Origin of the sequence: Microbacterium phyllosphaerae, assembly GCF_017876435.1 — a bacterium.
Lineage (GTDB): Bacteria > Actinomycetota > Actinomycetes > Actinomycetales > Microbacteriaceae > Microbacterium > Microbacterium phyllosphaerae.
In genome coordinates this window covers 3576351-3589008 of the sequence record NZ_JAGIOA010000001.1, presented here as the reverse complement: position 1 = coordinate 3589008, position 12658 = coordinate 3576351, and the positions used below count along the sequence as shown (strand labels likewise).

Here is a 12658-nt window from a genome sequence, read left to right as displayed (position 1 = left end):
ACTCGCGCCGGCGACTGCTCGCCCTTCGATCGGGAGGGGCGAGCAGTCGCCTACCCCGCGTACAGTTCTCACATGGGAACACTGGAGTACAACAGCTCGCGCCCCGCGATCGACATCGAAGACGTGACTCTGGCGCACCTGAAGATCGTCATCGGGACGAAGCTGCGTCGCAACGAGAGTTTCATGATGACCTGGCTGCCGAAGCCCGAGGTGCCGTCGGGCCGGCTGACCATCTGGGTGCACCCGAGCATCCCGCTGGTGCTGGAGTTCGACCAGCCGATGGTCGCGACGATCGACCCGAAGCGCGTGACGCACATGATGGAGCAGCTGAACTCGCGCGGCGAGCTCGTGCTCGATCAGCTCTGAACGGTTACTCTGATCACCCCGCGGGGTGATCAGAGTCCGTCGTAGAACCCGCCATACGGAAAGTCGACGTCTCCGGTGTCGCGCGAGTCGAAGAGCACCGTCGACACGCTGATGGTCACTCGGGAGTGCGGAGTGATGAGCACGCTCACCTCGCGGTTGCCGACGACCACGAAGTCGACGAACCTGCCAGAGCTCTTCACGGCCTCCTCGATGCGATGCTTCACGTCGCCGAGATCCTGTATCTGTGCGAGGAGATAGCTCTCTCCGTCGAGCACGATCTCGGTCTGCATCATGGTCTCTGGTCCTGCCATGCACACCACCCTAAGATTCGGTGCCGGTTCTTCCAAAGCGGCGTCAGGACGGCCGTGCCGATCACTCGTGCTCGGGGAGGACCGGGCTCGACCATCCGGGGTCACGACCCAGCTGCGCCGCGCGAGAGACGGATGCCGCGCCGAAGCGATCACGCAGGGTGTCGAGCACGGTGTCGAGCCGCTGCTCGTCGCCCCAGTCGATCGGCAGCTCGGGCTGCATGTTCTCGGTGCGGTCGAGCTGAGACAGAGAGATGCCGATCAACGTGATGCCCCGCTCGGCGATCTCGGGCCTCGCGGCGGCGAGCAGCGTCTGCGCCACGGTCAGCAGGATCGCGGTGCGGTCGGTCGGAGAGCCGAGCGTGCGCGATCGGGTGGCCTTCGTGAAGTCGCCGAACCGCAGACGCAGCACGACCGTCCGGCAGACCCGGTCGCCGTCGCGCAGGCGCCGCGCGAGTCGATCGATGATCTGCGTGAGGAAGAGATCGAGTTCCTCGGTCGAGCGCGGGCGGCTGCCGAGCGCGCGCTGTGAGCCGATCGAGCCGCGCCGTCGGGTGGTGTCGACGGGGCGCGGATCCCGCAGCCTGGCCAGCGCGTGCAGATGGGTGCCGACCGCCTTGCCCAGCATCCGCTCGGCCGTCGCCGCCTCGAGCTCGGCGAGCTGACCGACGGTGCGGATGCCGTACCGGTGCAGCTTCTCGGCCGTGACCGCGCCCACGCCCCACAGCCGTTCGACCGGCAGGGGGAGGAGGAACTCCTCTTCTCGCTCCGGTTCGACCACGAGCAGCCCGTCGGGTTTGCCGACCGCGCTCGCGACCTTGGCGAGGAACTTCGTGCGGGCGACGCCCACCGAGATCGCGAGTCCGACCTCGGCGCGCACCCGTTCACGCAGCCGCACCGCGACCTGCTCTGGCGTGCCGACGATGTGCCGAAGCCCGCCGACCTCGAGGAAGGCCTCGTCGATCGAGAGTCCCTCGACGAGCGGCGTCGTGTCGCGGAAGATCGCGAACACGTCTCTGCTCGCCGCCGAATACGCCTCCATGCGCGGCGGCACGACCACGGCATCCGGACAGAGCTCGAGCGCCTGGCGGCCGCCCATCGCGGTGCGCACCCCACGGGCCTTGGCCTCATAGCTCGCGGCGAGCACCACTCCGCCGCCCACGATCACCGGTCGACCGCGCAGCTCGGGCGCATCGCGCTGTTCGACCGAGGCGTAGAACGCGTCGAGGTCGGCGTGCAGCACGGTGGCTTCGCCCCGCATCCCATCCTCCGATCGACGTGCAGATGATCGCACGCACCGGGGACATCGGCTCACGCGGCGAGGAGTCGAGACGACAGGGCGCGGATGCGCTGGAACAGCGTGTCGAAGGCGGCGTCGAACGCGGCGGGGGTGCCGATGCGGGCAGGGTCGCGGATCGACCAGTGCAGGTCGTCGCGGAAGCGCATTCGCTCGTGCGCGTCGTCGCAGACCGTGATGACGAGATCGCCGTCGCTGCGTACGTCGTCCACGTGACGGGGAGGCCGAGCCGGGTCGATCGCGAGCCCGTGACGGGCGGCGGCCGCCGCGGCCTCGGGGTTCACGACCGCGGCCGGTCGGGTTCCGGCGGATGCGGCATCGATGCCGCTCACGTCGCGCCAGATGACCTCGGCGAGCTGTGACCGCGCGGAGTTCGCCGTGCAGACGAAGAGCACCCGGCGAGGGGGCGTCACGCTGGTCGGCGCGAGCGTGTCGAAGACCTCGGGCCGCAGGCCGATGTAGCTGCGCCGCTTGTCGAACTCGGAGCGCGTGCGGGTGACGATCTGCGCCGATTCGAGCACACCGAGATGGTGCGCGATCAGATTGGACCGCAGATCGAGCGCGGTGCCGATCTCGGATGACGAGAGGTCCCCGAGCGTCAGCAGGTCGACGATGCTCAGGCGCGTCTGATCGGCGAGTGCGGCGAAGATGCCGGCGCGTCGTTCCAGATCAGTCATCATCTTCATCCATACCACGCCGTGCGAGTCGTGTCCACGGCTATTGACTCAACCGTCATTGACCCTAATGTTGTCGTCGCGAGACCGCAGGGGCGGTTTCGGAGAGGAATGGACAACATGGGCATCGGCAGCGGAATCGCGCTCTTCGTCATCGGAGCGATCCTCGTCTTCGCGATCAACATCGACACCGGCGGCTACGTCGACCTCGACCTGATCGGCTACATCCTCATGGGAGCCGGCGTCGTCGTGTTCCTGATCAGCCTCGTCCTCGTGATGCGCAGTCGTCGCACCGAGACGGTCGACCGCACCGCCGTCGACCCCGCCACCGGCGAGCGCGTGACCCGTCGCAGCATCCGCAACAACGATCCGATCGCCTGACCCCGGCGTGGTCGACGTCGCGCGCGGAACCGCGGCCCTGATCGCCGGCGTCTCGGCGACAGTCGCGTTCGTCGTGCTGCGCACGCTCGTGGCCCTCGGCGGGCATGAGCCGCTCCCCGCCGATGTGTGGTGGCACGACCTCATGGTGTCGCTGACCAGCGACGTGTGGGTCGTCATCGCCTGGGTTCCGGCCATCGTCGGCGGCACCATCGGCATGATCGTCATCGGAGCTGCGCTGATCGCGTGGCTGGTGTGGCGCAAGCGCCGGTGGGATGCCGCGACGCTGGCGATCGCCATGGTGGCGGTCGTCGCGATCGGCGCCACCATGGCGGCCGTGATCGGCCGCACCCGCCCCGAGGACTCGCTCGCCGAGAGCGTGGCGACATCCTTCCCGTCGGGGCACACCGCGGTGGCGACCACCGTGACGATCATCCTGGCCCTGACGTTCCGGCGCTGGTACGTCTGGGCACTGGGGGCGGTGTGGGTCGTCACGATGATGTGGAGCCGCACCTACCTGCACGCGCACTGGCTCAGCGATGTGGCGGCGGGGCTGCTCGAGGGCATCGCCGTCGCCTGCTTCGTATGGGTCTGCGTCGAGGCCGTCAGAGCTCGGCGCGCCTCTCGCACACTTCCGTCGCCGACCGGCGACGACACGATCGAAAGCACGGTTCACCCATGAACACTCGCAATTCAGCGGCCTCGGCCGCCAGCGCGGCGCAGGACTCGACGACGTTCCGGGTGCTCGCCCGGATCGGATATGTGGTGCTCGGCATCCTCCATCTGCTCATCGGCGGCATCGCGATCTCGATCGCGACCGGCGGCGGCGGGGAGAAGGCCGACCAGGGTGGGGCGATGCAGCAGATCCAGCAGTCGCCGGCGGGCGTCTTCCTGCTGTGGCTGATCGTGCTCGGGCTGCTCGCGCTCGCGATCTGGCAGATCGCGGAGGCGGTCGTCGAACGAGACCCGGACACGAAGAAGAAGTGGGGCCACCGGGTGAAGTTCCTCGGCACCGCCGCGGCCTACATCGCGATCGGTGCGACGGCGCTGGTCTACGCCCTCGGCGGCCAGTCGCAGTCCTCCGAGTCGTCGCAGTCGTTCAGCGCGAAGCTCCTCGCCGCGCCCGCCGGGGTCGCGCTGCTCGTGCTGGTCGGCCTGATCGTGGCTGCGATCGGCATCGCGTTCATCGTCCGCGGCTTCACCAAGGCCTTCATGAAGAACCTCTCGGCACCAGGAGGAACGGCGCGCTCGGGCATCGTCGCGTTCGGCGTCGCCGGCTACATCGCCAAGGGCGTCGCCGTCGGTGTGGCCGGTGTGCTCTTCGTGATCGCCGCGCTCACGCACAACCCCGAGACCGCGGGAGGGCTGGACTCAGCGCTGCGCACCCTCGCGGGGCTGCCCTACGGCCCGATCATCCTCTGGATCGTCGGTGCCGGACTCGTGCTCTACGGGCTGTTCTGCTTCGCTCGCGCCCGCTACGCCCGCATGTGAGCAGCTGTGTGCGCCATATCGAACGGCCACCGACCCGCGCAACCCCGAGCCGGGAATCCGTGATCCGGGCGATGATCGATCCATGAAGATCGTCTCGTATGCAGGTCAGCAGCTGGTCACCACGGATGACGTGGCGGACTCGCTCGTCAGGCTCGCCGCAGCCATCGCGGCCGAGGGCGAGTCCGACGCGGTCGAGATCCCCATCATCCTGAAGGGGCGCGAGGACTGCGCTGAGCTGGTCGTCGGTGTCGGCAACGATCTCCTGGTCGGTCCCCACGACGACTTCGAGGGGGCCGAGCCGGACTTCAGTGAGCATTCCGCACGGCTCCAGGCGCACCGTCTGTACCCCGAGAACGATGCCGACTCCTCGGATGCACACGTCGGCGACGCCGGCGAATGGCGCCTCGACCTCGATCTGGATCTCGACGGCTCGGGCGCAGGGCGGGTCTGACGAGAACCGCGGTCAGCGGGCACCCCCCCCGGGGGATCAGGGACGCTCGCCGCGGATGCTACGGCTGGATGACCGGGAAGGTCCAGGTGCCGTCGAGGATCTCGGCGCGTGGACGATACAGCCGCACGAGATAGTTCCAGCCGACGGGTGTCGGGATCGCATTCGCCGTGTCCGCAGGCCAGTCGCCGAACCGCACCGTGATCGAACCGTCCGGATTCGGCACCCCGGTGATGCTGTTGACCGTGTAGGCGCCGTGCTCGTTCGGCTCGAAGTACCCGGCGGCGTTGTAGACCGAGATCGACCAGAACCCGTCGACGGGGACGTCGGCGACCGTGAGCTCGTATCGTCCGGGAGGCAGGCCAGGGTCGACGCCCATGTAGCTCGCCTCGTCCGACGGCAGACCGCCCCACCCGGCGGCGGTGCCGATGAGGTGCCGGACGGGATCGGTCTGCTCGATCGTGCCGAACATGCGGTCGAACCCGGTGAGGTGCCGCGCGAGGGCGAGCAGAGCGTTGCGGGTGTCGTCGAACGATGCGCGGTCGTACTCGGGCGTCTCGAAGGGGGAGTCGGACTCCGCGTGCAGCTCCAGGAGGTCCTGAAGCGCGACGACGGCCTCGACGTCGCTGGCGTCCTGTGGGTCGACGAGGATGCGCACCGCGAGCACGACGTACGGCGAGCCGAACTCCTCCACGGTCAGCGTGTGCTCCCCGGGGGCGTGGATCACGCGGTTGATGTGGTGGTCCTGGTTGACGACCATCGCCGAGAGGTACCGGTCTCCGTGCTCGGGGACGGTGAATCTGGCGCCCTCCGAGATGTCGACGACGGCGAAGCTGTAGAGCGTGTCGCGATTGAGGCGGATGACGGTCTGCCTGTCGATCGCCGCGGGTTCCCGGTTGTGCAGGAACCTGTTGATGCCGCCGGCATCCCGCTGGAGGTCATGCAGCATGCGATCGTTCTCGGCTCGGACGAAGTTGTCGGAGTTCACGATGATGGCCATGACCGATGCTCACACAGTGGCGTGATGACGCGCCACCCCTGAGAACCGGTCCGGCTGAATGGTTGCATCCGGTCGATAGTTGCGCTTCTGCAACTAATAGGCGTATAGTTGACACCAATCAACTTTCTACGCAGGAGCACTTCCACTGTGACAACGCCTTCTTCTTCCTCCATCGCTGAGCCTGTGCGCTCGCCGCGCGAGGTCTTCACCGCGATCTCCGGCCTCGTCGTCGGCATGTTCGTCGCCGTGCTCTCGGGCACCGTGGTGTCGACCTCGATGCCCGTCATCATCGCCGACCTCGGCGGCACCCAGTCTCAGTACACCTGGGTCATCACCGCGAGCCTTCTGGCGACCGCCGTCTCGACGCCCATTTGGGGCAAGCTCGCCGACCTGGTCGACCGCAAGATCCTCGTGCAGATCTCGCTGATCCTCTTCACCGCCGGCACGGTCATCGCCGGATTCTCGACCGACACGAACATGCTCATCGCGGTCCGCGTCATCCAGGGCATCGGCGTCGGCGGACTCATGTCTCTCGTCATGATCGCCGTCGCCCTCATCATCTCGCCGCGCGAGCGCGGCAAGTACATGGGCGTCGTCGGCGGCATCATGGCCCTCGGCACCATCGGCGGTCCGCTGCTCGGCGGCCTCCTCACCGACGTCTGGGGCTGGCGCTCCAACTTCTTCGTCGGTGTGCCGTTCGCACTCGTCGCCCTCGTGCTGCTGCAGTTCACGCTGCACCTGCCCAAGCCGCAGCGCGACCGCAAGGTCTCGATCGACTACTTCGGCATCGTGCTGCTCGCCGTCGGCGTCTCGACCCTGCTGATCTGGGTCTCGATGGGCGGCAGCCAGTTCGACTGGGACTCCTCGACGAGCATCATGCTCGCCGTCACCGCCGGTGTCGCGATCGCCGCCTTCATCACGGTCGAGTTCTTCGTCAAGGAACCGATCGTCCCGATGTCGCTGTTCCGCAACCGCACCTTCACCCTGTCGGTCATCGCGTCCATCGCGATCGGCGTCTCGATGTTCGCGACCTCCGTGTTCCTCGCGCAGTACTTCCAGCTCGCCCGTGGCGCCACGCCCACCGAGTCCGGTCTGATGACCATCCCGATGATCATCGGCCAGATGGGTGCGTCGATCATCATCGGCCAGCTCGTCAGCCGCTTCGGCAAGTGGAAGGGCTGGATGCTCACGGGATCCGTGCTCACCACGGTCGGCGTCTCGCTCATGGCGACGCTGCGCTACGACACGCCGTTCCCGCTGGTCGCCGTCTACATGTTCGTGCTGGGCGCGGGCCTCGGCATGGTCATGCAGAACCTCACCCTCATCGTGCAGAACGACACCGCGCCGCAGCAGCTGGGTGCCGCCTCGTCGAACGTGAACTTCTTCCGCACGATCGCCGGCACCATCGGCGTCACCGTCATGGGCTCGATGCTGTCGACCAGCGTCGCGAACTACATGACCGATGCGCTCAAGGGCTTCACGCCGACCACCCCGGACGAGATCGACGCGCTCACGCACCTCGCCTCGGGTGACGTGCCGAAGATCACCCAGCTCCCCGACACGATCCGCGCGATCGTCGAGAGCGCCTACGGCCACGGCATCGCCGACTCGTTCATCATCGCGATCCCGCTCGCCGTGATCTCGATCCTCGCGATCGCGTTCATCAAGAACAAGCCGCTGTCGACCAAGAACGCCGCCGAGCAGCTGCGCGAGCAGGCGGAGGAGTCGGTGCTCGAGGTCTCGGAGGCCGAGGTCGGGGCGACGATGTCGACCGGCACGATCCGCATCGCCGGTGTCGACTCCGCGTCGCCCACGACCGGATCGGTGACCGTCCTCGAACGCGAGGACCGGGAGTCGAGGCGCTGACATGGTCACCTCGGAAGCGCCGGCGTCGCTCGACGTCGACACCGCACTCGGCGATCTGCAGACGCATCTGAACCTCATCTTCGCGAGGACCAGGACGCTCTGGAAGGAGTCGGCTGCACGCATCGACCCCGAGCTGCAGGTCGGCGGCTACAAGCTGTTGACCTTCATCGAGCGGGCCGAGACCGCCAATGCGCACGAGCTCGCCGAGCGCTTCGAGATGGACAAGTCGGTCATCAGCCGCCAGGTCCGGATGCTGGAGGACCTGGGGCTGATCGAGTCGCGTCCTGACGAGCGCGACGGGCGACTGCGCGTGCTGACGGCCACCCCGTCGGCACGCGCGGTGCTCGCCGAGCTGCGTCGCGACCATGCCACGCGGCTGCGCACCGTCGTCGCCGAGTTGACGCAAGACGAGATCCACGCCGCATCCAAGGTCTTCCGGCTGCTCTCGGAGGTCTGATCGCAGTACCGCAGACCACGCCGAGTGTCGCCGCGGCTTGTCGAGCGCGATATTCTGTGGTTCAGTCGAATGTCTTGTCTGCGCGATTCGGCGTCCCAAGACCGTACAGAACGGTGCTTCGGTGAACTGGATCGCCTCCAACCTCGACCTGATCCTCGATCTCACGATCAATCATGTCCGTCTGGCGATCATTCCCATCCTCCTCGGCTTCCTGATCGCGGTGCCGCTCGGGTGGGTGGCCAGTCGCAATCGGGTCGCCAGGACGTTCATCATCACCACGGGCAGCCTGCTCTACACGATCCCGTCCCTGCCGCTGTTCGTCATCCTGCCGGTCATCCTCGGCACCCGGATCCTCGATGACACGAACCTGGTCGTGGCACTCACGATCTACGCGGTCGCGATCATGCTTCGCTCGGCGACCGACGCATTCGGATCGGTCGATCGCTCGATCATCGACTCGGCGAAGGCCATCGGGTTCTCGCGAGGCGGCCGGTTCTGGCGGGTCGAGTTCCCGCTCGCGGGCCCGGTGCTGATCGCCGGCCTCCGAGTCGTCTCCGTGTCGACCATCGCCCTCGTCTCGGTGGGCGTCATCATCGGCTCGGAGAACCTCGGCTACCTCTTCCAGAACGGCAAACAGCGCGGCATCCTCGAGGAGGTCGTCGTCGGGATCGTCATGAGTCTGCTCATCGCTCTCGTCTTCGACATGATCCTGGTGGCGACCGGCCGGATTCTGATGCCGTGGAGTCGAGCCGCCGATGTGCGCGCGCAGCGCGGCGACACCGATGCCGGGACCGATACCGATTCCGGGTCCGACAGCATCCGTCGGGTTCTCGCGCCACCGGGTACGGGGGCCTGATGAACTTCTTCCTCGACGCCATCGCCTGGATCTTCGACCCGGCCAACTGGGTGCCGGGCTCGCAGAGCCCGCTGCCCATCGGCGACCGACTCGTCGAGCACCTCCTCTACTCGGGTGTCTCGCTCGCCATAGCGATACTGATCGCCCTTCCGCTCGGCTTCTACATCGGGCACACCGGGCACGGTCGGCAGTTCGTGATCGGCTTCACCGGGGCCATGCGCGCTCTCCCGACGCTCGGCCTCCTGTTCTTCCTCACCATGGTGCTGCGCTCCGGTCTCAGCACCACCCCGGCCGTTCTCGTCGGCTCCGTCATCGCTTTCGTCCTGTTGGCGATACCGTCGTTGCTCGCCGGTGCCTACGCCGGGCTCGAGAGCGTCGGCAGGGAATCGATCGACGCGGCGCGGTCGATCGGGATGACCGAGATGCAGATCCTGCGCAAGGTCGAGATCCCCCTCGGGTTGCCGGTGATCATCGGCGGGATCCGCTCGGCCACACTGCAGGTCATCGCGACGGTGACGATCGCGTCGTACGTCGGGCTCGGTGGTCTCGGGCGCATCATCTCCTCCGGCATCGGCCTCAACGACTACACCGTGATCCTCGGTGGGGCGCTCCTGGTCACCGTTCTCGCGCTGAGCGTCGACGGTGTCTTCGCCCTTCTCCAACGTCTCACCCGCACTCGGGGGCAGACGCCCCGTCCCCTCCGCAGCGTGCAGCGACACAGATCGGATGCCGCCCCGGCGCCGATCCTCGACGAAAGGACCCCCGCATGACCTCTCGAGCCCCCAAGACCTGGCTGACAGCCTGCCTGCTCGCTGTCAGCACCACCGTCGCACTCGCCGGATGCGCGACCTCCGACCCGACGTCCTCCGGCGGTGACGCTGCCGAGGGCGACGCCATCATCGTGGGTTCCTTCGCCTTCCCCGAGAGCGAGATCCTCGGTGAGATCTACGCGCAGGCGCTCGAGGCCGAAGGCTTCGACGTGTCGACCAAGTTCAACATCGGTCCGCGACAGCAGACGATTCCCGCCCTGCAGGACGGCTCGATCAACCTCATCCCCGAGTACAACGGCAACCTGCTGGCGTACTACGACACGGCCTACGAGGAACGCACGACAGAGGATGTCGACGCTGCACTGCCGGATGCCGTGGGCGCAGATGACCTGCAGGTGCTCGACTCGGCTGCGGCTGAGGACAAGGACGCCTACGTGGTGACGAAGAAGACCGCCGAGGACAACGACCTCACGGCCATCGGCGACCTGAAGGCGCTGGAGCCCTTCTCGCTGGCCTCGAACCCGCAGTTCGGCGAGCTCGGCTACGGCATCCCGGGCCTGCGCGACGTCTACGGCGTGGGCGTGGACGCAGGGCAGGTCACGTTCGTCCCCTACGAGGACTTCGGCGGCCCCGACACGGTGCAGGCGCTCGTCGACGGCACGGTGCAGGTCGCGGACATATACACGACTTCGCCGGCGATCAAGGCCGAGGATCTCGTCGTCCTCGAGGACCCCGAGAACATGATCTCGGCGCAGAACGTCATCCCGCTGCTCTCGAAGGACATCTACACCGACAAGCTGGCCGAGGTGCTCAACGCGATCTCGGCGAAGCTCACGACCGACGACCTGATCGATCTGCGCGAACGGGTCGAGGGAGACGAGAAGGCGTCGGCTGCGACGGCAGCGGAAGAGTGGCTCACCGCCGCGGGCCTGCTCGACAAATGACCTCGCCCGCGGGTCGCGCGTCCGCGATCTGATCGGGGCCCCGCTGTCACGCCGACAGCGGGGCTTCGTCGTATCATGGCGATCATGAGTGCCTCTTCCGACGAACACGCCGGACCCGACGCTCCCGACGCTCCCGACCGGCATGCCGCGTCCGACGGGGACCTCGATCTCGACGAGGCGGTGTCGCGGGTCGAGCACGAACTCGGGCGGCTCTTCGCCCGCATCCGGGTGAGCTGGCGCGAAGCGGCGACGACCGTGCATCCCGATCTGCAGCCCCTCGGATACCAGGTGCTGACGTCGATCGCGACGGGCAAGGCCACATCGGCCGGAGCGATCATCGAACGTCTGCAGACCGACAAGACCGCCGTGAGTCGTCAGGTGCGCCAGCTCGAGCAGCTCGGGCTCGTCGAGAGCGTGCGAGACCCCGACGATCGCCGTGCGCGTGTGCTCGTCGCCACCGAGCTGGCACAGGAGCGGGTCACGGCCGCACGTTCACGCTACGAGGCCAGGCTCGCCGAGCGCCTCGGCCGCTGGTCGCAGGCGGACCTCGATCGCTTCGCCGAGATGCTCGCGGAGCTCGGCGGCGGAGCATCCGATCGGACGGATGGCAAGACCCCGGCATCCTGACCGGGGAATACTCGACGAGTGGTGAGCCTTACCCCTCACTGTGAGTCTTTTCGAGCCCGCCGCCTTCGGCGCCCTTCCGCTGTCCAACCGCGTCGTCATGGCGCCCCTCACCCGCACACGTGCGGATGACGAGGGCGTGCCCACCGAGACGATGGTGGAGTACTACCGTCAGCGCGCGGGCCAGGGGCTCATCATCACCGAGGGCACGTGGCCCGCGGCTGAGGGCAAGTCGTACCCGGGTCAGCCGGGCATCGTGACGCCTGCACAGATCGAGGGCTGGCGTCGCATCGCCGACGCGGTGCACGAGGCCGGCGGCACGATCGTCATGCAGCTCATGCACGGAGGCCGCGTCTCGCACCCCGCCATCTCGGGAGAACCCCGCGTCGTCGCGCCGAGCGCGCTCGCGGCTCCCGGTGAGACGCACACACCCGAGGGCAAGGCGGCCATGCCGGTCGCGCACGCCCTGACCCTCGACGAGATCCCCGAGGTCGTCGAGCAGTTCGTGCAGGCCGCGCGCAACGCGATCGCCGCCGGTCTCGACGGTGTCGAGGTGCACGGAGCCAACGGCTACCTCGTGCAGGAGTTCCTGTCGCCGGTGTCGAACATCCGCGACGACCGGTACGGTGGCTCGCCCGAGAACCGTGCGCGCTTCGCGATCGAGGTCACCACGGCCGTCGCCGAGGCTGTCGGTGCCGACCGTACCGGCATCCGCCTGTCGCCGCAGCACAACATCCAGGGCGTGCTCGAAGAGGACGACGCCGACGCGCTCGCCACCTACCTCGCCGTCGCCGAGGGCCTCGCACCTCTCGGCCTCGCGTTCGTCGACATCCTGAACGCTGCGCCGACGAGCGAGCTCGTGCAGCGCATCCGTCGCACGCTCGGGGCGCCGCTGATCATCAACTCCGGCTTCGCGGAGCCCACGAGCCGTGACGAAGCGACCGCCCTCGTGACGGACGGATGGGCGGATGCCGTCGCCGCCGGCCGCCCGGTGATCGCGAACCCCGACCTGGTCGAGCGCTGGCGTCAGGATGCCGAGCTCAACGAGCCCCGGCCCGCGCTGTTCTACGGTCGGACCGCCGAGGGGTACACCGACTACCCCTCGCTGGAGAGCGTCCGCTCCGGAGCCTGAGCAGGCGACGGATCGGCGGGTGGGGGCTTCGGCACCCACCCGCCTTC

16 protein-coding genes are annotated in these 12658 nt (G+C 67.8%); 12 read left to right on the top strand and 4 right to left on the bottom strand.

Annotation, left to right across the window (positions count from 1 at the left end; genetic code table 11):
• The first annotated feature begins 72 nt into the window (after positions 1-72).
• Positions 73-366 (top strand): DUF7882 family protein, encoded by a 294-nt coding sequence (locus tag JOF42_RS17070; protein ID WP_210098898.1) that lies wholly within the window; start codon positions 73-75, stop codon positions 364-366.
• 29 nt (positions 367-395) lie between these two features.
• Here JOF42_RS17070 and JOF42_RS17065 read toward each other — a convergent pair whose 3' ends face one another.
• From JOF42_RS17065 to JOF42_RS17055, 3 genes are all read right to left on the bottom strand, one after another.
• Positions 396-677, bottom strand: coding sequence for a hypothetical protein (locus tag JOF42_RS17065; RefSeq protein WP_210098897.1), 282 nt, complete (start codon positions 675-677; stop codon positions 396-398).
• Positions 678-738: 61 nt separating this feature from the next.
• Positions 739-1935: a DNA polymerase IV gene (dinB, locus tag JOF42_RS17060; protein WP_210098896.1), complete on the bottom strand. Its 1197-nt coding sequence runs from the start codon at positions 1933-1935 to the stop codon at positions 739-741.
• Positions 1936-1985: 50 nt separating this feature from the next.
• Positions 1986-2648 (bottom strand): arsenate reductase/protein-tyrosine-phosphatase family protein, encoded by a 663-nt coding sequence (locus tag JOF42_RS17055; RefSeq protein WP_307803635.1) that lies wholly within the window; start codon positions 2646-2648, stop codon positions 1986-1988.
• 117 nt (positions 2649-2765) lie between these two features.
• On the opposite strand from JOF42_RS17055, the gene JOF42_RS17050 reads away from it, so the two are divergent.
• The 4 genes from JOF42_RS17050 to JOF42_RS17035 all read left to right on the top strand — a co-directional run bounded on the left by JOF42_RS17050 (position 2766) and on the right by JOF42_RS17035 (position 4965).
• Complete coding sequence (locus tag JOF42_RS17050; protein WP_056514962.1) at positions 2766-3026, top strand: DUF6458 family protein; 261 nt, start codon at positions 2766-2768, stop codon at positions 3024-3026.
• Between the two features lie 7 nt (positions 3027-3033).
• Complete coding sequence (locus JOF42_RS17045) at positions 3034-3705, top strand: phosphatase PAP2 family protein (protein ID WP_307803634.1); 672 nt, start codon at positions 3034-3036, stop codon at positions 3703-3705.
• Positions 3702-4514, top strand: a complete 813-nt coding sequence (locus JOF42_RS17040; protein WP_210098894.1) for a DUF1206 domain-containing protein — start codon at positions 3702-3704, stop codon at positions 4512-4514. Before JOF42_RS17045 ends, JOF42_RS17040 begins: the two co-directional genes overlap by 4 nt.
• 82 nt (positions 4515-4596) lie before the next feature.
• A complete protein-coding gene (locus JOF42_RS17035; RefSeq protein WP_210098893.1) occupies positions 4597-4965 on the top strand; it encodes a hypothetical protein in 369 nt (122 codons plus the stop codon).
• Positions 4966-5023: 58 nt separating this feature from the next.
• On the opposite strand, the gene JOF42_RS17030 is transcribed toward JOF42_RS17035, so the two are convergent.
• A complete protein-coding gene (locus JOF42_RS17030) occupies positions 5024-5962 on the bottom strand; it encodes a DUF1214 domain-containing protein (protein WP_210098892.1) in 939 nt (312 codons plus the stop codon).
• A 183-nt stretch (positions 5963-6145) separates the two neighbouring features.
• Here JOF42_RS17030 and JOF42_RS17025 point away from each other — a divergent pair, with 183 nt between their 5' ends.
• The 7 genes from JOF42_RS17025 (at position 6146) to JOF42_RS16995 (ending at position 12611) form a co-directional block, all read left to right on the top strand.
• A complete protein-coding gene (locus tag JOF42_RS17025) occupies positions 6146-7828 on the top strand; it encodes a DHA2 family efflux MFS transporter permease subunit (protein WP_307803633.1) in 1683 nt (560 codons plus the stop codon).
• A gap of 1 nt (position 7829) precedes the next feature.
• On the top strand, positions 7830-8285 hold the full coding sequence (locus tag JOF42_RS17020; RefSeq protein ID WP_210098891.1) for a MarR family winged helix-turn-helix transcriptional regulator: 456 nt from the start codon (positions 7830-7832) through the stop codon (positions 8283-8285).
• Between the two features lie 121 nt (positions 8286-8406).
• A complete protein-coding gene (locus tag JOF42_RS17015; RefSeq protein ID WP_210098890.1) occupies positions 8407-9141 on the top strand; it encodes an ABC transporter permease in 735 nt (244 codons plus the stop codon).
• On the top strand, positions 9141-9911 hold the full coding sequence (locus JOF42_RS17010; RefSeq protein ID WP_210098889.1) for an ABC transporter permease: 771 nt from the start codon (positions 9141-9143) through the stop codon (positions 9909-9911). Before JOF42_RS17015 ends, JOF42_RS17010 begins: the two co-directional genes overlap by 1 nt.
• A complete protein-coding gene (locus JOF42_RS17005) occupies positions 9908-10855 on the top strand; it encodes an ABC transporter substrate-binding protein (RefSeq protein WP_210098888.1) in 948 nt (315 codons plus the stop codon). Before JOF42_RS17010 ends, JOF42_RS17005 begins: the two co-directional genes overlap by 4 nt.
• 84 nt (positions 10856-10939) lie before the next feature.
• The gene (locus JOF42_RS17000; RefSeq protein WP_210098887.1) at positions 10940-11482 is read left to right on the top strand and encodes a MarR family winged helix-turn-helix transcriptional regulator; all 543 of its coding nucleotides are present in this window, start codon (positions 10940-10942) and stop codon (positions 11480-11482) included.
• Positions 11483-11522: 40 nt separating this feature from the next.
• The gene (locus tag JOF42_RS16995; protein WP_210098886.1) at positions 11523-12611 is read left to right on the top strand and encodes an alkene reductase; all 1089 of its coding nucleotides are present in this window, start codon (positions 11523-11525) and stop codon (positions 12609-12611) included.
• Positions 12612-12658: the final 47 nt, after the last annotated feature.